24 protein-coding genes and 2 rRNA genes are annotated in these 20,536 nt (G+C 27.4%); 7 read left to right on the forward strand and 19 right to left on the reverse strand.

Annotated elements, in window-relative coordinates; all coding sequences use genetic code 11:
- Window positions 1-126 precede the first annotated feature (126 nt).
- A complete protein-coding gene (locus ACQ3F0_RS12700) occupies window positions 127-465 on the forward strand; it encodes a hypothetical protein (RefSeq protein ID WP_428865648.1) in 339 nt (112 codons plus the stop codon).
- Between the two features lie 21 nt (window positions 466-486).
- Window positions 487-1,695, forward strand: coding sequence for a cation:proton antiporter (locus ACQ3F0_RS12705; protein WP_428865649.1), 1,209 nt, complete (start codon window positions 487-489; stop codon window positions 1,693-1,695).
- Between the two features lie 78 nt (window positions 1,696-1,773).
- On the opposite strand, the gene argF is transcribed toward ACQ3F0_RS12705, so the two are convergent.
- From argF to ACQ3F0_RS12725, 4 genes are all read right to left on the reverse strand, one after another.
- Window positions 1,774-2,769, reverse strand: coding sequence for an ornithine carbamoyltransferase (gene argF, locus ACQ3F0_RS12710; RefSeq protein ID WP_428865650.1), 996 nt, complete (start codon window positions 2,767-2,769; stop codon window positions 1,774-1,776).
- A gap of 98 nt (window positions 2,770-2,867) precedes the next feature.
- Window positions 2,868-4,070, reverse strand: a complete 1,203-nt coding sequence (gene arcA, locus ACQ3F0_RS12715) for an arginine deiminase (RefSeq protein WP_428865651.1) — start codon at window positions 4,068-4,070, stop codon at window positions 2,868-2,870.
- A 272-nt stretch (window positions 4,071-4,342) separates the two neighbouring features.
- Window positions 4,343-4,960, reverse strand: coding sequence for a DUF1836 domain-containing protein (locus ACQ3F0_RS12720; protein WP_428865652.1), 618 nt, complete (start codon window positions 4,958-4,960; stop codon window positions 4,343-4,345).
- Between the two features lie 419 nt (window positions 4,961-5,379).
- Window positions 5,380-6,642, reverse strand: a complete 1,263-nt coding sequence (locus ACQ3F0_RS12725) for a tRNA nucleotidyltransferase/poly(A) polymerase-related protein (protein ID WP_428865653.1) — start codon at window positions 6,640-6,642, stop codon at window positions 5,380-5,382.
- Window positions 6,643-7,130: 488 nt separating this feature from the next.
- On the opposite strand from ACQ3F0_RS12725, the gene ACQ3F0_RS12730 reads away from it, so the two are divergent.
- Entirely contained in the window at window positions 7,131-7,376 is a 246-nt protein-coding gene (locus ACQ3F0_RS12730; RefSeq protein WP_428865654.1) for an AbrB/MazE/SpoVT family DNA-binding domain-containing protein, read from the forward strand.
- 235 nt (window positions 7,377-7,611) lie between these two features.
- Here ACQ3F0_RS12730 and ACQ3F0_RS12735 read toward each other — a convergent pair whose 3' ends face one another.
- From ACQ3F0_RS12735 to ACQ3F0_RS12745, 3 genes are all read right to left on the reverse strand, one after another.
- Window positions 7,612-8,724: a C40 family peptidase gene (locus ACQ3F0_RS12735; protein ID WP_428865655.1), complete on the reverse strand. Its 1,113-nt coding sequence runs from the start codon at window positions 8,722-8,724 to the stop codon at window positions 7,612-7,614.
- Window positions 8,725-8,822: 98 nt separating this feature from the next.
- Window positions 8,823-9,665 carry a 16S rRNA (cytidine(1402)-2'-O)-methyltransferase gene (rsmI, locus tag ACQ3F0_RS12740; RefSeq protein WP_428865656.1) on the reverse strand — a complete coding sequence of 281 codons (843 nt, stop codon included), beginning with the start codon at window positions 9,663-9,665 and terminating at the stop codon, window positions 8,823-8,825.
- Between the two features lie 29 nt (window positions 9,666-9,694).
- Window positions 9,695-10,441 (reverse strand): tRNA1(Val) (adenine(37)-N6)-methyltransferase, encoded by a 747-nt coding sequence (locus ACQ3F0_RS12745; RefSeq protein ID WP_428865657.1) that lies wholly within the window; start codon window positions 10,439-10,441, stop codon window positions 9,695-9,697.
- 240 nt (window positions 10,442-10,681) lie between these two features.
- Between ACQ3F0_RS12745 and ACQ3F0_RS12750 the strand changes: the two genes are divergently transcribed.
- Window positions 10,682-11,263, forward strand: coding sequence for a hypothetical protein (locus tag ACQ3F0_RS12750; protein WP_428865658.1), 582 nt, complete (start codon window positions 10,682-10,684; stop codon window positions 11,261-11,263).
- A 26-nt stretch (window positions 11,264-11,289) separates the two neighbouring features.
- Here the strand turns inward: ACQ3F0_RS12750 and ACQ3F0_RS12755 are convergent, their stop codons facing one another.
- Complete coding sequence (locus ACQ3F0_RS12755; protein WP_428865659.1) at window positions 11,290-11,478, reverse strand: hypothetical protein; 189 nt, start codon at window positions 11,476-11,478, stop codon at window positions 11,290-11,292.
- 171 nt (window positions 11,479-11,649) lie between these two features.
- On the opposite strand from ACQ3F0_RS12755, the gene ACQ3F0_RS12760 reads away from it, so the two are divergent.
- Entirely contained in the window at window positions 11,650-11,898 is a 249-nt protein-coding gene (locus ACQ3F0_RS12760; RefSeq protein WP_428865660.1) for a FeoA family protein, read from the forward strand.
- Between the two features lie 29 nt (window positions 11,899-11,927).
- Here ACQ3F0_RS12760 and ACQ3F0_RS12765 read toward each other — a convergent pair whose 3' ends face one another.
- The 8 genes from ACQ3F0_RS12765 to ACQ3F0_RS12800 form a co-directional block, all read right to left on the reverse strand.
- Window positions 11,928-12,098, reverse strand: a complete 171-nt coding sequence (locus tag ACQ3F0_RS12765; RefSeq protein ID WP_428865661.1) for a DUF362 domain-containing protein — start codon at window positions 12,096-12,098, stop codon at window positions 11,928-11,930.
- A gap of 87 nt (window positions 12,099-12,185) precedes the next feature.
- On the reverse strand, window positions 12,186-12,374 hold the full coding sequence (locus ACQ3F0_RS12770; RefSeq protein ID WP_428865662.1) for a hypothetical protein: 189 nt from the start codon (window positions 12,372-12,374) through the stop codon (window positions 12,186-12,188).
- Window positions 12,375-12,397: 23 nt separating this feature from the next.
- Window positions 12,398-13,312 carry a PSP1 domain-containing protein gene (locus ACQ3F0_RS12775; protein WP_428865663.1) on the reverse strand — a complete coding sequence of 305 codons (915 nt, stop codon included), beginning with the start codon at window positions 13,310-13,312 and terminating at the stop codon, window positions 12,398-12,400.
- 1 nt (window position 13,313) lies between these two features.
- Complete coding sequence (locus ACQ3F0_RS12780; protein WP_428865664.1) at window positions 13,314-14,258, reverse strand: DNA polymerase III subunit delta'; 945 nt, start codon at window positions 14,256-14,258, stop codon at window positions 13,314-13,316.
- A 19-nt stretch (window positions 14,259-14,277) separates the two neighbouring features.
- Complete coding sequence (locus ACQ3F0_RS12785) at window positions 14,278-14,607, reverse strand: cyclic-di-AMP receptor (protein ID WP_428865665.1); 330 nt, start codon at window positions 14,605-14,607, stop codon at window positions 14,278-14,280.
- A 29-nt stretch (window positions 14,608-14,636) separates the two neighbouring features.
- Window positions 14,637-15,317 carry a dTMP kinase gene (locus ACQ3F0_RS12790; protein ID WP_487250441.1) on the reverse strand — a complete coding sequence of 227 codons (681 nt, stop codon included), beginning with the start codon at window positions 15,315-15,317 and terminating at the stop codon, window positions 14,637-14,639.
- A gap of 34 nt (window positions 15,318-15,351) precedes the next feature.
- Window positions 15,352-16,785 carry an aminotransferase class I/II-fold pyridoxal phosphate-dependent enzyme gene (locus ACQ3F0_RS12795; RefSeq protein WP_428865668.1) on the reverse strand — a complete coding sequence of 478 codons (1,434 nt, stop codon included), beginning with the start codon at window positions 16,783-16,785 and terminating at the stop codon, window positions 15,352-15,354.
- Entirely contained in the window at window positions 16,764-16,985 is a 222-nt protein-coding gene (locus tag ACQ3F0_RS12800; RefSeq protein WP_428865670.1) for a sigma factor G inhibitor Gin, read from the reverse strand. The genes ACQ3F0_RS12795 and ACQ3F0_RS12800 overlap by 22 nt, the downstream gene beginning before the upstream one ends.
- Window positions 16,986-17,180: 195 nt before the next feature.
- On the opposite strand from ACQ3F0_RS12800, the gene ACQ3F0_RS12805 reads away from it, so the two are divergent.
- Window positions 17,181-18,314, forward strand: coding sequence for a zinc-binding metallopeptidase family protein (locus tag ACQ3F0_RS12805; RefSeq protein ID WP_428865672.1), 1,134 nt, complete (start codon window positions 17,181-17,183; stop codon window positions 18,312-18,314).
- Window positions 18,315-18,338: 24 nt separating this feature from the next.
- On the opposite strand, the gene ACQ3F0_RS12810 is transcribed toward ACQ3F0_RS12805, so the two are convergent.
- Entirely contained in the window at window positions 18,339-18,821 is a 483-nt protein-coding gene (locus ACQ3F0_RS12810; protein WP_428865673.1) for a hypothetical protein, read from the reverse strand.
- Window positions 18,822-19,090: 269 nt separating this feature from the next.
- Here ACQ3F0_RS12810 and ACQ3F0_RS12815 point away from each other — a divergent pair, with 269 nt between their 5' ends.
- Window positions 19,091-20,035: a magnesium transporter CorA family protein gene (locus ACQ3F0_RS12815; RefSeq protein ID WP_428865674.1), complete on the forward strand. Its 945-nt coding sequence runs from the start codon at window positions 19,091-19,093 to the stop codon at window positions 20,033-20,035.
- 235 nt (window positions 20,036-20,270) lie between these two features.
- Here ACQ3F0_RS12815 and rrf read toward each other — a convergent pair.
- A 5S ribosomal RNA gene (rrf, locus tag ACQ3F0_RS12820) occupies window positions 20,271-20,387 on the reverse strand.
- Between the two features lie 65 nt (window positions 20,388-20,452).
- Window positions 20,453-20,536, reverse strand: a 23S ribosomal RNA gene (locus ACQ3F0_RS12825); the annotation flags it as partial.

Consider the following 20,536-nt stretch of genomic DNA (forward strand, 5'->3'; position numbering starts at 1 on the left):
TTTGTGAATTTTACTTTTCAAAAATATAGTTCTATAATTATTTTTAGTGTTCAAAATAAAAAAAGACAATTCTAACTATAAATTCCTTACATAATAATTATATCTTTTTCAAAAGGAAGTGATTTATTGCAACTCTTAGTAATGGTTCTTAATGATGTTAATAAAATTGATGATTTGCTATTAGAATTCAGCAAATCAAATATTAACGGTGCCACTGTAATAGATAGTCATGGTATGGCAACTGTTTTATACGAAACTCACAAAGATATTGCTCTTTTCGGATCTTTAAAAATGTTATTAAATGAAAAAAGACCCTTTAATAAAACAATATTTACAATATTAAGTGATGTGAAAATAAATATTGCACTTAAGTGTATTAGAAAAGTTGTTGGCGATTTAAACAAGCCTAACGTTGGAATCGTTTTTACTGTACCTGTAAACCATGTTGAAGGTATAAAGGAATAATCAAAGAAAGAAGATGAGTTCATGCACATGTTATATTATCTCGGTATAATTTTATTTGCCAGTTTACTTGCAGGCAAACTAGTATCTTATCTAAAATTACCTAGCGTTACTGGATATCTACTAGCAGGAGTTATAATAGGTCCCTCAGTTTTAAATATCATTCCAACTTCAATTGCTGGTAATTTCAATATTATTGCTGACGCAGCTTTAGGTTTTATAGCCTATAGTATAGGCAGTGAGTTTGAATTAAAAGCAATAAAAAAAGTCGGTATGAAAATTATAGTTATTACATTATTTGAAGCATTAGGTTCTGTTATCTTAGTTTTCATAACTATGTTTTTTATCTTTAAAGCCCCATTAGAATTTAGTATAGTTATTTCTTCAATTGCAGCTGCTACTGCACCTGCCGCAACACTTATGGTTATAAAACAATATAAAGCAAAAGGCCCCTTAGTTGATACTTTACTACCTATAGTAGCCTTAGATGATGCTGTTGGTATTATAATTTTTGGCGTTTCATTAACTATTGCTAAAACCTTATCAATTCCATCTAACGAAATATCAATTTTTAAATCAATATTAACACCAATTTTAGAGATTGTTTTTTCAATAATTATTGGTTTTGGCATGGGTTTAGCATTGATAATAATTTCTAAATATGCATCAGGTAAAGATAAATTGTTAAGTTTAACATTAGCAAGCCTTTTTCTCTCCATTGGTTTAGTAACAACTTTAAATTTATCACCATTGCTTACTTGTATGATGATTGGTGCAACTACTACAAATTTAGCTCACAATAGTCATAACCTTTTTTCAGTAATTGATAGGTTTACTCCTCCTATATTCATGGCATTTTTCACTGTAGCTGGTATAGAACTCAATTTAGGTATGTTAAAGCATGTTGGTTTATGGGGATTAGCTTATATTATAGCTAGAGTTATTGGTAAAAGTTTCGGAGCTGCTCTAGGGTCAAGGATAACAAATTGCCCGCAGTGTGTTCAAAAATATTTAGGTTTTACTTTAGTTCCTCAAGCAGGTGTTGCTATAGGACTAGCACTTGTAGCAGAAGCAGAATTACCTAGTTACGGCGCATCAATCAGAACGATAATATTGTCCGCCACAGTTGTTTACGAATTAATAGGTCCTCTATTAACAAAGACTGCTTTAAAAAGAGCTGGTGAAATAAAGACTGCATGTAATTTAAGACCTGCAAAAGCTAAAACTATTTAGATATATTAATCTAATACAAGTCCAAAAATCATTTATGTTTGATTTTTGGACTTGTATAAATTTATTTACATAATTATTTTATGCTAAAGTAGCAACCATAACTGCTTTTATAGTATGCATTCTATTCTCCGCTTCATCGAAAACTATAGAAAAATCACTTTCAAATACTTCATCTGTTACTTCCATTGCATCTATTCCAAATTTATTAAAAATATCTTTGCCAACTACAGTTTCTAAATCATGAAAAGCCGGTAAGCAATGCATAAATTTTACTGATTCATTACCTGTCTTCTTTATCATTTCCATATTCACCTGATACGGCATTAAAAGTTCAATTCTATCTTTCCACACTTCATCAGGTTCACCCATTGATACCCATACATCTGTGTAAATAACATCAACTTCTTGAACAGCTTCCTCTACATTAGAGGTAATAGTGATTTTTCCACCACTTTTTAATGCTTCCTCTTTACATCTATTAACTAACTCTTCATCTGGAAATAAACTCTCTGGTGCAGCAATTCTAAAATCTAATCCCATTTTACATGCACCTATCATAAGTGCATTAGCCATATTGTTTCTTCCATCTCCTGTATATACAAATTTAATTTTATTCAATGGCTTATCAAAATTTTCTTTAATAGTAAGAAAATCTGCCAAAACTTGAGTAGGATGATCTTCATTTGTTAATCCATTCCATACTGGAACTCCTGAGTATTCTGAAAGAATTTCGACTCTTTCTTGACCAAAGCCTCTATACTCTATTCCGTCGTACATTCTACCTAACACTCTTGCTGTATCTTTTACAGACTCTTTTTTTCCTATTTGACTGCCTGTTGGACCTAAGTATGTTACATGTGCACCTTGATCATGAGCTGCAACTTCAAAAGCACACCTTGTTCTTGTTGAAGATTTTTCAAATATTAATGCAATATTTTTACCCTCTAATCTTCGTTTTTCATTACCAATATATTTAGCCATCTTTAATTCAGTAGCTAAATCTAAGAAAAATTTTATTTCTTTTTGATTAAAATCCATTAATGTAAGAAAACTTTTGTTTTTAAGATTGAACATGAAATCACCTCTTAATATAATTTAATTGCATATTTATTCATTTATATTTATTATTATACAACATTTTTTTATTAGTTACAAAATTTTATAAAATATTTTTAAATCTCGTCTCTATAAAAAGGCATAGACATGCATCTTGGGCCACCCCTTCCTCTAGATAATTCTGATGAAGCTATTGCAATAACAGATACATTTTCTTTATCCAGAAGTTCATTAGTTACATAATTTCTTTCATAGGTTATAACCTTACCAGGTGCTATAGCTAAAGTATTTGAGCCATCATTCCACTGTTCTCTTGAAGCAGCTATCTTATCTCCTCCACCACACCGAATTAATTTAATATCCTTATTCAAGTGAGTTGATAATATTTTGCGTAAAGAATCCTCTTCTTCATTAATCACTAATTCTTTTTTACTATTTAGAGAAATAGCATCCACCTTTAGCTTTCCTTCAATACCAGGATGAACGGTAAATTTATCATAATCAACCATTGTAAAAACAGTATCTAAGTGCATAAAAGCACGAGTTTTAGGAATTTCAAAAATAAGTATAGTTTTAAATGATTCCCTTTTATCAAAAATATTTTGAGCTAACTTTAATATTGCTTTTTTATCTGTTCTGGCGCTATGTCCTACAGCTAAAACATCTTTTGATAAAACAAGTTGGTCTCCACCTTCTATACAATGTATATCTTGCCTATCGTACCAATGGCTTATACTTCTAGAATGATAATCTTTGTGATATTTAAATATATATTTTCCAAAAATTGTTTCTCTTTTTCTCGTCTCCGTCCTCATTCTATTAATTGATATCCCACTTCCAATAATAGCAAAAGGATCTCTAGTAAAATATAAATTAGGCATTGGTTCCATTAAAAAAGGATAATCTTCACCTTTTTCACTATATCCAACTTCTCTTCTACGGACTCCCCCCATTACTTTTAACACCATTTTATTTGTTGTTAAATTATTTAAATATTCTTTTAGAATTATTTTTTCTCCTTCACTAGAAACCCTACTTTCCGATATTACATCTGCAATAAACAGTTCTTTTACTTTTTTATCTCTTAAAGCCTCTGTTGCAAGATCCTCTAAGTATAATACCTCTACAGAATTTTGCCTAAATACATTAGCAAAATTATCATGCTCTTTTTTCGCAATTTCTAAATATGGTATATCATCAAATAAAAGCATTTTAAGTTGTTCTGGTGTCAAGTTTTCTACTTCTTCCCCAGGCCTGTGGAGTAACACTTTTCTCAACTTTCCTATTTCTGAATATACGTTTAGTCCTAAATAATGCATTTTATCACTCCTAGAATATTTAATGTAACCAAACACTTATAAACAATATATTTATATTATCTATTAAATCCTCTAGTTTTATCCTAATGATAATAACAAAATATGTCAACTTTTGAAAATCACTATGATTTCGAATTTATCAATTATACATTAAATTTAAATAAAATATATATGATAAATAAGCTTATTATTTTATTAATTATAAAAAAATAAGACAAACCTTTATTAATAATAAAGACTTTGTCTTATAGATTCTCTTAATTAAAATTTATCTATTCTTCTAAACTTTTTCCATATGCATCAACAATTTTCTTAGCAAGTTTTTTTGTAGCACTTGCTTGAGCTATTAAACTCATTACAACTAAGAAAACAAGTATTCTTTCTTCTTCTGATTCTTTTAGATTCATTTCTTTTAGAAAACACTGTAGTTTACTTTCATCAAAGTATTCCGTATCTAAAAAATCATCAAAACTTTTTGTTTGAATTTCTGCAAATATTGCATAAGCTTTTTCCCAAGAAATAATATCATCACTTCTATCATTAATTTCATTAAAAGCTAGTGCAAATACTTTTTTTATTTCATCAGTAGTAAGTACAGGGCGCATATAACTAAGGAGTACTAGTTGAGCTAAATGTATTTTGGTATACCCGCGTTTTCTACCATCCTCAGGTTTAGAGATAACTTCATTTTTAATATAATTTTGGACTATATTATTTGTGTATTTTTCTTCATCAAATTTATCATTAAGAAAATCAATCACCTGAGATAAAAACAAATCATATCTAGGTAAATCTTTATACGATACTAAGTTACTCTTTGATATACCTTTTGCAAGTTCTTTAATCTCTTGGAGAACATCATAGTTTCTTTCCACTTTTAAAACCTCCATGCATTGATTGATATAAAATACTAATCATGTATTTATTTTAACAAAAAACTATTATTAACTCATTACAATTATATTATAAGGTTTTTAAAACTATATTACAAGTTTTTTTATTTAGTAATATTACGAATTTATAACTTCTTTAGAGGTTATTATAATTTGTATTTTTACTTTAAATAACCATATATTTGAAATATATTACATTTCATTTAATTTTTTTATACTTTTTCAAAGTTATTCACAATTTTCATAAAGTTATCAACAAATAATGTGGATAACTCTGAACTTCAAGTATTCCAGTATTTTCTCTATGATTCGTCAAAATACTTCTTAGGTATTATTTTAATCTATATAATTTATCCACATTATCCACAATCAACTGTTGATAACATGTTTAAAATTTGTGGAATATACATTAGTTATCAACATAGATATTTTTGAATCAAAACCTTACTTGCATCTTCTTTTGTTTTTATATTTCCTAAATAAACCTCCTTATCAATAAGTTCAATTGCTTCACTAATAATTCTTCCTTTAACTCCTGTTAGTTTAATTATATCCTTTGATTTTAATAATTTATTTTCTTTAATAGCGTTAAATTTAATATATTCAGTATTAAACTTTAAAAGAAGTTCTTCAAATCTCATATTTGAAGCAAATACGTCTTTACAATAAGATACAATTAAAATATACGGTAAATAGTTTGCGTAACCTTTGAAAAAATCATATAATTCTGATTTAAAACATTTTAAATCTTTTTTATAATAATCAATAACAAATTTTGTGCCGTTTATAATTTTTATAATAAGCTCTTGACCTGTTTTTGGTACTCCTAATTTTTCGCTATATCTAATAATATTATTTGAATCGCTTGTATTATCCATTAAAATAGTAGCTACTCCAAGGAATAATTCTATTTCAAATTCTGCAATTTCTCTGTTAAATACTTTATTATCAATCTGATTAAAATTTAATTTATTTTTCATAAATTTCTTGTATATATTATAGGTTCTCATACAAAATATTTTATTATCTGTATATAGAATTTTCCTCCCTGAATGTTGCTTAATTTGTTCTAATAGTACTCCTAGTATTCCTTCTGAATCCACCTTTATTATTTTCATAAACTCTATAAAAATTCTTTCTTTTGGGCATGTTTCTATTTTATCTATTTCCTCTATGATATGATTTAAAGTAGGTTTATCAATTTGTAAATCGTATTCTATTACAAATCTCAATCCTCTCAAAATTCTTACCGGATCAGCATTTATGCTATTTTTACTAGTTTCCTTTAATATTCCATTTTTTATATGTGATACTCCATTAAAATAATCTATAATTTCATCATTCTTTATATTCATACAAATTGAATTAATAGTAAAATCTCTACTTTTCAAATCTTTATACAAATTATCACCTTTTAATAATGCTATATCTATATGACTCTTTCCTTTTATAGCTCTATATATCCCTAAACTTGCTTTCAAAGAAAATATTTTATAATTATTATCTTTTAAAGCTTCTATTAAGTAATCTATATCTCCACTAAATATTATATCTATATCATCACTATTAATATTATTCTTACCATATTTTATTAAATCTCTAATATATCCTCCTACAATATATATATTTCCATCAATAAAATCTATTATCCTTTTAAGTTCTTTAATAATTTCTTCCATTATTTTCACCTTTTCTAAAATCAATTTTTGAATCCATTAAAATACATTTATTATCTTTTATTTTATATAAATTTTAGATTTATTACAAATTTATTATATCAAAATGTATATATCTTGAATTTATCTCTTTGAACCCACGACTTATTCGACAATCAAACTATATCTATCCATAATATTACTATTTTATTTGAAAATTTTCATATGTATTTTTTAACTTTTTTCCCATATGATATACATATCCAAACCTTGACATCTATTGACACCACTCCTTTTAAGTCTAATTTTTTCTATTATTTTTTCCATATTAATTCTATTGACATTTCTATAAATTGGTAGTATATTATACTTACATGGAATTAATTGAGAATTTTGTAATAAGAATAAAAAAAAATTACTTTTTCATTGACTTCTTTTGTAATATTTGTTATTATTTAATTATAACATGTCGAAAGATGTAAAATATAAACCGCATAGGGGGAAATGTATAAATGAAATCAACTGGTGTAGTAAGAAGAGTGGACGAGCTAGGTAGAATTGTTATTCCTATAGAACTAAGAAGAACTTTAGACATTGCTGAAAAAGATGCTTTAGAAATATATGTTGACGGTGAACAAATTATACTTAAAAAATATGAGCCTGCTTGCATATTCTGTGGAAATGCTAGAGACGTTATTAACTATAGAGGAAAAAATATCTGTGAAAACTGCTTATCTATATTAAAAGACGAAAAGTAAAACAAAAGGATTTAGTCCTTTTGTTTTTTTTATTGTATACAAAAAAGGCGGCAGAGCTGCTTCGCTATGGAACCTTAGGTTCCCTTCGACGATGCTATCGCATCTGAGCACCCTCCTGAAAGAAGCGGGGAATACTTCCCCTGCACCCCTTCATTTTTTATTGCATAGGAAAGTATAAATTTTATACTTTCCTATGCAATAAAAAAAACGTCTTCTATATTGAAGACGTATATACCTAATAAACTCTTCTTGCAGTGTAATAATCAGATCTACTTGACAAAGATGATATCTTAACTACATCTCCAGTTTGTGGAGAATGTATGTATGAGTTATTTCCTACATATATTCCTACATGATGAATAGCTCTACCCGGTTTAGCAAAGAAAACTAAATCTCCAGGCTTGAGTTTTGACTTAGAAACATAACTACCAACAGTTCCCTGAGATCTTGATGTTCTTGGAAGATTAACTCCAAAATGTGCAAAAACATATGAAGTAAATCCTGAACAATCAAAAGAATTAGGACCTGTTGCTCCCCATCTATATGGTCTACCTAAATAATTTGACGCATACGCTACAATTGCACTTGAAGAAATACTAGCAGATCCCCTTGATGGATCATAGGAAGGAGTATTATTTCTAGCCTGATCAATCAATTTTTGTGTTTTAGCAATCTGTGCTTTATCCTTATTTAACACATTCGCATATGCTGTTGCTTCTTTGTTTGCTTTATCAATATAAGATTGTTGATCATCTTTATCTTCTTGAAGCTTAAGCATTTTTTCATCATAAATCGATTTTGTCGAAGCAAGTTTTACATTTTGCTCTTCCATTTCTTTTTTACTTTTTTCAATTTTAGCTTGTTTTGCTTCTAAATTTGCAATAATTTCTTCATCTAACTCAGTAATTGTTTTAATTGTTTGAATTCTTGAAAGTAAATCACTCAAATTTTTTGATCCTAACAAAACTTCAACATAGTTACTTCTACCACCCATATACATAGCTGATATTCTTTCACCATATAACTCTTTTTCTGCTTCCATATCTTTTTCTGCTTGTTCTATCTCTCTATTAGCAGTCTCAACATTTTGTTCTATTTCAGCTATAGTTTTGTTTAACTCTTCAGTTTCATAAAGAGTTTCTTCAATTTGGGAATCAAGTAATTCAATTTTGGAATTTAATTCTTCTACGATTTTTTGTGCTTCATCATAATCTTTTTTATGCTCAGCCATCTCTTGTTTCTGCTGTTTTAGCTGGTTATCTAATGTATCTGCTAAAACCACCGTAGAAGCGCTGCATGAAGTAATAATAGCAACTGTTAGTACAGTAGCTGTCAGTCTTTTATGCACATTACACATCCCCTTCACAGTATACTCAAGTATATTATACCATTTAAAATCCAATTTATCAGTAAATACTCCTTCCAATATTGTTAACATTGAATGAATTAAATGTTTATTGAATACTTGTATACTTCTGATTTCGACATGCCTCTATCTTTTGCAGTTTTTTTCATTGCTTCTTTCTTAGAAAATCCTTCTTCTATATATTTTATAATGTGTTCTTCTATACTAATATTTTCCCACTTACTTCTTTTCTCTGCTAAAAATTCTTCTTCTGATTTACCTCGTACTACAAGAACATATTCTCCTCTAGGGCTAATATTTTGATAATACTCAATTGCATCTGATATCCTCATTCTTATAATCTGTTCGTGCAATTTTGTTAATTCTCTACATATTGATAATTCTCTATCTCCTAGCTTTTCTTTCAAAATATTTAGAGTTTTAATTATTCGATGAGGAGATTCATAAAATATAATAGTCTCAGAATATTCTTTTATCTCCTCGAGTAAACTGTTCCTTTCTTTTTTATCTCTTGGTAGAAATCCTCTAAAAACAAACTTTGTTGTGTCTAGACCTGATGAAACCAATGCTGTTGTAATCGCCGTAGCTCCTGGCAATACCTCAAACTCTATACCTTCCTCAATACATCTACTTATAAGTATACTACCTGGGTCTGATATCCCTGGAGTCCCTGCATCAGATACTAGAGCTATTTTTTTCCCATCACCGATCTTTGTAATTATTTCTTCTAATTTATTATATTCATTGAATTTATGATAACTTATTAATTGCTTTTTTATTTCAAAATGATTTAATAATTTTATAGAATGTCTTGTGTCCTCAGCAGCAATAAAATCTACACTTTTAAGTGTTTCAAGTGCTCTTAATGTAATATCTTTCAAATTACCAATAGGGGTTGGCACTACATATAATTTCCCTTGCATAATGTGCTCCTCTCTAGTTTTTTAAGATTCTATTTATCTCGTCCATATATGTTTTGAATCTCATCTGTATAATTTCCATTACTATCATAAACATATAATGGTGGTTCCCACTTTAAAAATTTACCACCATCTCTTTGTCCTTCTATTAATACTATATTAGGAGGTTTACTAGTGTTTGGATGAACCATTCTGATTCTTTTAGGTTCTATTTTATTTTTTCGCATTAAACTAAATATATCAACCAATCTATCAGGTCTATGTACCATATACATTCTTTTATTATCTTTTAACAAAGTTCTACATGCAATAATAACATCTTCTAGCGTACATAAGATTTCATGTCGAGCAATAGCGACTTTATCATTAGGGTTAATTATACCTGAATTATTAAGTTTGTATGGTGGATTTACAGTAACTACATCTGCCTTCGGAAGCTTCTTTAACATGTTTATATCTTTTAAATCTCCTTGAATAAAACTAATTGTATCCTCTAATTCATTAAACTTAACAGATCTCTTAGCCATTTCAACCATTTCTTCTTGTATTTCTATCCCTATTATTTTAGACGGATTATTCTTACCTTTAATTACAAAAGGAACAATCCCAGTACCACTACACAAATCAATAACTACAGAGTTATTCTTAACTTTTGCAAAGTTTGCAAGTAGAACTGCATCTATTCCAAATCTAAATTTATCTTCTTTCTGAATGACATATAAATTTTTCAATTGAAGATCATCTAATGTTTCATCTCTTTTAACTAAATTGTTTTCCAAATTATCACCACTTTATAAATTAAATTTCACAATGGATTCTTTATATTATACTTTTAAATAGAGTATTTCGCAAACAATTAATACATTATTTAATATCATAGTAATTATTTATTTATTTTACCACATATAAATACTAATATTATTTATTAATATTCAATTACATCTTAACTTTATATATCTTTTAATGTATAATTACTTTGTCAAGTAATTATACATTACAAACTTTAGGGGGGCATACTATTGATTTCATTATATAAGACATTTTCATACGAAAATACTTGTATATCAATAATAGATGAAGAAGTTGATAACTTTTTTTGCAATTGTTTGAATGAAGCTTATACATATACAATGTTCTTAGTTGATAATACTTCAGCATATAACAAAGATGATTTTAAAGATAATGTCATTAGTCGAATAGATATCCAAATTCTAATAATGAATGTTTTTGAAAGAATCAGTGAACAACTTTTAGATGATTTTTCATATGACCAAAGTTTAATCGAAAAAAATATTCATTCTATTGATATTTCAATTAAACAATCAAAATTTGATGAAAATATCACAAAAATTTGCTCTAATTTATCAGATGGAGTAATTACCAAATCATTTAATTCTATAGGTCATGAGGTTTTTGAAATAGAGTTATCCAGAACTGCAAATAAAAAGATTTTATTAGATGAACAGCAAGAGTTGATATATAAAAAGATAAAAGATGCTCTTCTGTCGTACAAGCTTGAGTTTAAAAATGTATTAAAGAATATAACCATTCAACTTCCTTCATCAATGAATACAGAAAATTCATCAAAATATATTATCTAAACTCTAAAGTAAGCTTTGGAGTTTTTTTATTTTGAAAAGCCCGTCCATTTTGAGCATGTAGCTCCTTGCATTGTTTTCATATTATAAAACCCATTAGGGTTATGACAATTTCCTTCTTCACATTGAACCTTAATATTATTAAAATCAACTTCCCTTTTTCCACTCCAGTATATACATGTAGCACATGCCTTTTGATGCTTTTTCCACAAGGACATAGGACCCTCCATATTATTTTTATTATATTTAAACCATATTATATTAATATGATTATTCTCATAGCATTATTACTTAAGCAATAATGTAATTAAAATGGAACAAAAATATTTTTATTATCATAAACTAAAATATAATATATTACATCATGAACTGCTTAAGGATGTGTTTCCATGGAAAATCATGAATATCTTCTTTCAAATGTCTCCGCTGGGAGTTATGTTAGAATACTTTCTATCGAAGCAAACGAAATTCTAAAAGAAAAAATGGTACAAAAAGGACTTTTACCTGGAGTTATTGTTTATGTACTTAGAAAAAACAATTGCATAACAAAACCAGCGCTTTACCTTGTTGAAAATAATTCTGTTGCACTATATAAAAATGAATCTGAGAAAATAATTGTAACCTCACTTCATAAATGAAAAAAGACCGTCAAAAGACGATCTTCTTTTTATTCAGCTACTGGAGCAGCAACTGGACAAACATTAGCACAATTTCCACAATCGATACAAGAATCAGCATCGATTACGTATATTCCATCTCCCTCAGATATACATTCTACAGGACATTCTGAAACACAAGCGCCACAACTTACGCATGAATCATTAATAGTATAAGCCATGAAAACACCCCCTCCACCAAATTTAAGATATTAAAGAATAATATCCGATATCTATTTTAACACTTTCCATTAACTAATGGAAGTCTTTTATAGAATACTAAACCCCAATTCTTCTATAAAATCTAATATTTCCTCTTTTGAGATGATGTTTTCATCAAATATCATTTCTAGATTACCTTTTTTTATTTGTGTTGCGATTACACCTTCTTTAATTGACATTCTCTCTGTGATTACAGAATAATCTTTATTGTTTGCTATATTTAATGCTATTCTCATAAGTGTCCTCCTTTACTGATACGTTAATCATTCTTTAGAATTGCACTTAATTCTTCTTTATTTACATCCTCTGATACTGTAATTATATCTTCTGAATCATCATCTAATTCTTTGTACTCATATTCTCCTGATATAAGATTTATATCAAACATTGAGAAAGGTTTAATATATTCTTCTCCATCTTTCTTTTTTAATTTTACATTAACGATTTCCTTAATAACATTATTACTAACAACAATTCCTTTTCCTTCATTAGTAAAAACTAAAGAATTTATTTTCGGTAATTTTTTCTTAATAGTTTCGTATGTATCTTGTTCATAATTTAAACAACACATTAATCTTCCACATATTCCTGAAATTTTAGATGGATTTAAAGATAAATTTTGTTCTTTCGCCATCTTAATAGACACAGGTGCAAAATCACCTAGAAATGTCGAACAACACATAGGCCGTCCACAAGGACCTAGTCCCCCTATCATCTTAGCTTCATCTCTAACACCAATTTGCCTTAGCTCTATTCTAGTTCGGAATACTGATGCAAGATCTTTTACCAATTCTCTAAAATCAACTCTACCTTCTGCTGTGAAATAAAATATTATTTTATTATTATCAAAAGTATATTCTACGTCAATTAACTTCATAGGTAAATCATGATTTTCTATCTTCTCAATGCAAATATTAAAAGCCTCTTCCTGCTTCTCTTTATTTTCTTTGTTTTTACTAACATCTTCATTTGTTGCGACCCTTAATACATTCTTTAAAGGTGTTACTATATTATCATTAGAAACTTCTTTTGGTCCAATAACACATTGACCAAATTCTGTTCCTCTTACAGTTTCAACTATAACGAAATCATTTATTTTAATGTTTAAGTTATTTGGTGAAAAATAATATATTTTCCCAGATTTTTTGAATCTAATTCCAACTACTGTTATCATATTAAACCTCCTGCATTTTCAACAACATTACATTAAAAACTAATTCATAATTTACTTTATTTTCTAGTTTTTCTCTAGATTTATTTATTATACTAACGAGCTTTTCTAAGTTCTTATATGAATATATATTAGATATCTCTTTCAAATCATCAAATTTATCAAAATTAATAATAAGTTTATCATTTCCTGTTTCTTTATATATTAACATATCTCTTATATAAACTAACAATGAATTTAAAATTTCTTCCCACATGGTTTTATATCTATTAAATAACTCTTCATATTTTGGAATTATATTATCACTTTTATTATTCGTATCTTTAAGTAATATTAATGTAAAACTTCTAATTTCCTTAAAAGCTTCATCATTTAAATATAAATCACATCTCCCTGGTATCCCTTCACTAAAATTAATTAATAAATTAATCTCTTCATGACTTAGATCAGGATACTTTTGGTTTAAATAAGTTTTTATTTCAATATTAGTTAATCTATTTAATCTATGCACTTGACTCCTTGATTTTATTGTATCTAATAAAAGTTCTAAATTTTCAGTTAAAAGAATTAAAGTAACTCCTTTAGGAGGCTCTTCTATTGTTTTAAGAATAGCATTTTGAGCTTCAGTTGTCATTTTATGTGCATGATAAATTATTATAACCTTTTTATTTCCTTCATAAGGCTTTTTATTCACTTCTACAATTAAACTTCTTATGTCATTTACTCCTATAGACATTTTATTCTTCTTTATTTTCCATTCAACTATATCAACATAATACTTATTTTCTTTCTTACCTAATATTTGAATTGCCATTTGGTAGGCTATTAAACTTTTTCCAATTCCATTTTCACCAACTATTAAATGTGCATGAGATAAAGTATTTTTTAAAATAGAGTTTTGAATTTGATTTTTGATAAAGTTATGTCCGATTATGGTTTCAAACCCCATGATACTTCCTCCATTATTTTTATACTTTTATAAATTGATCTACATCTACAACAAAAACTGTTGCTCCTCCTACTTCAACTTCAACTGGATACGGTACAAACATACCAGTTGTTTCTGTAATTGGAGATGGAGCTGCTACAACCTGTTTTCTTGTCTTACATAATTTTTTAATGATATCAATAACTACATCAACTTTCTCTTTTTCCACACCAATTATTAGAGTAGTATTCCCTGATTTTAAAAACCCTCCTGTAGTAGCTAATTTAGTAACCCTAAAACCTTTTTCATTTATACTCTCAACTAGTTCTGAAGAATAATCATCTTGAACTATTGCAAAAATCAATTTCATTTACATTCCTCCATTTATATATATTACCTTTATTTTATCACATTTTTTATTTCTCTGTATATCTGGTCATGTATTTTTTCAATACTCTTAATATTGCCATTATCAACGCAGTCAATCTTTAACCAGTTATATTTTTGTGCAACATAGCATGCTGTTTCATAAGATTTTACTAAATATTCTTTATCTTTTTCATGAATATCTTTTTCCTCTTCACCATTGATTTTATTTTTTCTATTTTTCATAAGCTGTTGACTATTTTCTGGAGGCATATTTAAAAATACAACACAATCAGGTTGAGGTAATCCAAATTTACCAAACTCAAAATCACATAACCATTGCAAAAAATCTTCTTTTTCCTTTATATTATCCATTTTAGATGCTTGGTGTACCATATTTGCTGTTGTATACCTATCAGCTAATATAATCCCTCCATTTTCATAAAATTCCTTCCATTCTCTCTTATATGATGCAAATCTATCTACTGCATAAAAAGTTGATGCTACATATGCATTTACATCTCCTGGTTTAGTACCAAATTCTCCATTTAAATACATTTTAACTAAAGCTGATGAAGAATCTTTATAGTTAGGAAATTCTATTTTTTTAATTTTATTTCCTTCATCTAATAACCTTTTATACAATAAATCTGATTGCGTTTTTTTCCCAGCACCATCAGTTGCTTCTATTATTATTAATTTACCCTTCATTATATTTCTTCCTCCCAATTTTAGAATAATAATATATTTATTCTTTTAAAATCTTAATTTTCCAATTAGCGTTATTATTTATTATTCCCAACATTGAACTATTGTTTCGTAAATAATATCGTGCTATTTCAATAATTTGTTGGCTTATTACCTCTCCTGGCATTATTATTGGTATTCCTGGCGGATAAGGTACAACTGCTTCTGCACATATTTTATTTTCAGATTTTTCTAAATCTACTATCTCAGTATCCCTACCTAATACTTCATATGGTAATAATTTCATTTTAGGTAATTCATTAATAAGTAAATCATAAAAGTTATTTTTAAAATTTTCTATATCACAATCTTTTAAAGCATAATATAATTTTTCAAAGTCTTTTTCCTTATTAAACGGAGATAATATCAATATAAGGTTTTGATTATCGCACATCTCCACTTGTACTCTATTCTTTCTAAGATACTGCATTAATAATTCTGCACTGTATCCTTTTCTTATATTAATTATAAATCTAGTAATATCTAACGCTTTTGCTTGTCCACTCAAATCTTTCATTTCAATTATGTGTATTCCTTGAATTTTATTTATTTTATCCCTATATTTTTCACATAAATCTACTAACCTTTTATAATCTTTTTCTCCTCTTGCTTCTAAGTAATACCTAGCATAATCCATTGAACACATCAGCATATATGAAGGGCTTGTTGACGAAAAAGCACTTACGTAAAAATCAACTTTGTCTATAAGATTAATATTATTTATATGTAAATACCCTGTTTGAGTAAAACTAGGTAGAGTTTTGTGACTACTAGTTACTACCATATCAGCTCCTAATTCTACTGCACTTTCAGGTAATTTATTATATACTCCAAAGTGAGCACCATGAGCAGAATCAACTATTACATACATTTTATTTTTTTGGGCTTCTTTAATTATCAATTCTAAATTTACACAAACACCATAGTAATTAGGGTATGTAATAATTATACCTCTTGCATCAATATTGTCATTTATGATATTTTTACAATGCTCCTCATCTATTGAAAGAGGAGCATCGTATTTTTTATTTATTTTATTATCAATATAAACAGGTACTAGCTTCCTAAGAATGATAGCATTCATTATAGATCTATGACAATTTCTTTCTACAATAATTTTATCTCCTTCATCAAAGCAAGAAAATATCATTGCTTGATTGCCACTTGTACTTCCATTAACTAAAAAATATGATTTTTTGCTTTTATAATACTCTGTTAATAGTTTTTGTGCTTCATAAATAATACCACAAGGTTTGTGAAAATTATCCACTCCCTCAACTTCTGTTATATCAAGTTTTATAATATTATCATATAATATATTACCTTCTTCAGTTTCTATGAATCCTAATCCATTCTTATGACCAGGCATGCAGAAGGATACGTTTTCTTCTTTAATGTATTCTAATACGCCTTCTAACAGTGGTAATCTTTGCACTTAAAACCCTCTCCTTTGATCATATAATGTACAATCCTTTTTCTTATGCAACTCTTGTAAAAATCATAAAAGTCTGTACCACTTTTAGAATTTATAATTCTTCTTTCACAATTACTACAAATTCCTCTTCCATTAATCATTATACCATCATTTAGAGGCTTTCCGCATATAATACAACTCTGTTTATTTAAAATTTTCATAGACTCCTCCTTATAAAATTTAATTAATGGATATAGCTTAATTAGATAATTATTTAAATATTAGCCTCTTATAATATATTTTATTCAAAAAATCAAAAAATTTATTTTGTCCACAAAAATAATTCTAAATAAATTTATTATCTTTGGTTACACTAGTTATTATAAGAATTAAATTATATCAGAGGAGTAAATTAAATGAAGCAGAAAGCTGCAACTTATTTATCTACTGTAAAAGATAAAATAATAAGTTTAAACAATTACTTATATCATAATCCTGAAGAAAGTTATCATGAATACAAATCATCTAAATACTTAGTAAATATACTAAAAGATAGTGATTTCGAAGTAGAAGAAAATTTTTGTAATATTAACACCTCTTTTAAAGCACAAACCGGTTCATCCTATCCTAAAATTTGTCTGTTGTGTGAATATGATTGTTTGCCCAGCAAAGGACAAATTCTAGGATTTAATTATTTAACAAGTGTCTCCATTGCATCTGCATTAGCTTTATCCCATGTAATTAACAGCATAGGAGGAACTATAATAGTTATTGGTTGTCCTGGAGAACTAAAGGCAGGAAGCAAAGTTATGATGTCTAAAATGGGTGTATTTGACGATATAGATTCTGTGCTGATGCTACAACCTCATACTCATACTGCTATGAATGGTTCCTCTCCTGCTGTACTTCCGATAAAAATCACTTTTTCAACTTCTACTACTTCTAAATATACTCCATTAGATGTGTGTATATTTACCTTAGATTCTATTAATATGTTACTAAATGATTACTGTAAAGATTGCTCCATTGATAAACTCAAAATTGATGGAGATTTAAATCCATCAGTAGGACCTAATACTATAGAATTAAAATTAAGCATAAAAGCAGAATCTTTAAATTCAGCTTATTCAATAAAAAAACAAATAGAAGAAGTATGTATATTCATTAAAAAATTATTTTGTATAAATTATGAGATTTCATTAGATGGCGTACCTTATGACACATTATTACCAAACAAAACATTGAATAGAATTGTTGCTCATAATCTAAAGGAAAGTGGTCTTATTCATCTTGATAATACTAAAAATTATGATTTTGGACTAAGTTTAGGAGATGTAAGTCATATTGTGCCATGTATTCGACCATTCATTTCACTTTCTGAAAATATTAAATTCGGTACGGAATCTTTTGCGCATACAACAATATCTGAAAATATAATAGAATTAATCATGAAAAGTTCTAAGGCTCTTGTTAATACTGCTATAGATTTAATTGAGAAAGAAGAACTCATCCAAGAATCAAAAATTGAGTTAAATAAAAACAATAGCTAGGTTTTTCCCTAGCTATTGTTTTATTCACTCATTTTTGAGAGTATTTAATCTTGTTACCAAATAACTACTTGGTTCAAAATAAAATTTTTGAATTTTATAATTACTTTTATAAGTGCAACAATAAATTTTTGAAGTAATCGTCACACTTGTATATTTTCTTCCAATAAAATTTGATAAATTGAATTTTTTACTATTTAATTTATCTATAGATATAATATCTTTAATTTTAATATTCTCTTTAATCTCTTGTTTATCACCATTCATTTTATAAACTATAAATTGATCAGCAATAATTGAATACTTATATTTAAGCATACACTTAGTTATCTCTTTAAACATAATTAGTATCATGAATACAAAAATCAAAATACTTGTGTATTCACCAATACTATATCCAAAAAGTTTTATATTTATTACTAAATCTGAGATAACTATAGAAAAAGTTATTATAAAAATAATACTTACTAAACTAACAATTTTTCTTCTTATAACAATTTCTTTATACATATATAAACCTCCATGGACAATTATCCCCACAAGGTGATTATACTGTTTTTTTTGAAGTATTCAAATCGATTATTCTCTTAATTCTATTATATTTATCCATATATATTAATTAAACTTAATTATCTTTATAATATATAACTTTTTCGTTGATTTGCTTTTATTTTCTTATTATAATTAAAATCATAATATTTATTTACTTTTTGAAAGTAAATAAATATTTACTAATTATCATATTTGGTATATTCTTAATGTTGAAAGGAGTGATATATATGATTTTTTTATATAAAACACTTTTAGAATCAACTATCCTAAAAAAACTTGATACTATAGATACTGGTTGCTGGATAAATATGATTGATCCATCTGAACAAGAAATATTATTAATATCAAAAAAAACAGGAGTACCCTTAGAATTCTTAAATGCTGCCTTAGATGAAGAAGAAACTTCTCGTATTGATATAGAAGATAATAATGTTCTTTTTATAGTTGATATTCCATTTACTGAAATGGAAGAAAATTCTTTAACATATGATACATATCCTTTAGGAATAATATATACTGAACATTGTATAATTACGATCTGCTTGAAAAATAGTAAATTATTAACAGATTTTGTTGAAGGAAATGTAAAATCATTCTACACATATAAACGTTCAAGATTTATACTTCAAATATTATTTAGGGTTTCAAGCTTTTACTTGTCTTGTTTAAGACAAATTGGAAAAAAGAGTTTGATGCTTCAAAAATCATTACATAAATCTATGAGTAATAAAGTTTTGCTACAACTATTATCTTTGCAAAATTCACTAGTTTATTTCTCTACGTCTCTAAAATCTAATGAAGCGACTCTGGAGAAAATGCTAAAACTTAATATAATGCAAAAATATGAAGACGATAAAGATGTATTGGAAGATGTAATTATAGAAAATAAACAGGCCATAGAAATGACCAGTATTTATACAAATATATTAAATACAACAATGGATGCTTCTGCAAATATGATTTCTAATAACCTGAATCAAGTCATGAAACTGTTAGCCTCTATAACTATTGTTATGTCTATTCCTGACATTTTTTCTGGAATATTTGGAATGAATTTGACAAAAAGTTTACCTCTTCAGCAGAGTAAATTTGGCTTTCAAATAATTATGGGTTTAATTATTTCAACTGTATTACTAACTGCAATCATACTTAAGAAAAAGAAAATGTTATAACTTATTTATATATAGAAACTTCATAAAAAACCAGAATAATATATTATTTTGGTTTTTTTATGAAGTTTCTATCTAATACAATATAATCCTGTAATATTACAAAAATAAATAAGAATTTCTAAAGCTTGTTACGATGCCTTTTACACTATATATGATTCCTCTACTCACTGAAGGATGGAATTTATAAATTCCTATACATAAAAAAAAGAACTTTACTATTGAGTAAAGTTCTTCTACCTGGCAACGTCCTACTCTCCCACACAGTCTCCCGTGCAGTACCATCAGCGTGTTGAAGCTTAACCTTCGTGTTCGGAATGGGAACGGGTGTTACCTTCAAGCTATAATCACCAGATATATAGTTGTATGTGTTTGTTTGAATTATTCATTCAAAATTGCATAGTGAATTTTATTTTTTATTTGATCAAGCCCTCGACCTATTAGTATCAGTCAGCTTAACACATTACTGCGCTTACACCTCTGACCTATCAACCTGGTAGTCTT

It is taken from the genome of Clostridium sediminicola (assembly GCF_050402865.1).
Lineage (GTDB): Bacteria > Bacillota > Clostridia > Clostridiales > Clostridiaceae > Clostridium_AF > Clostridium_AF sediminicola.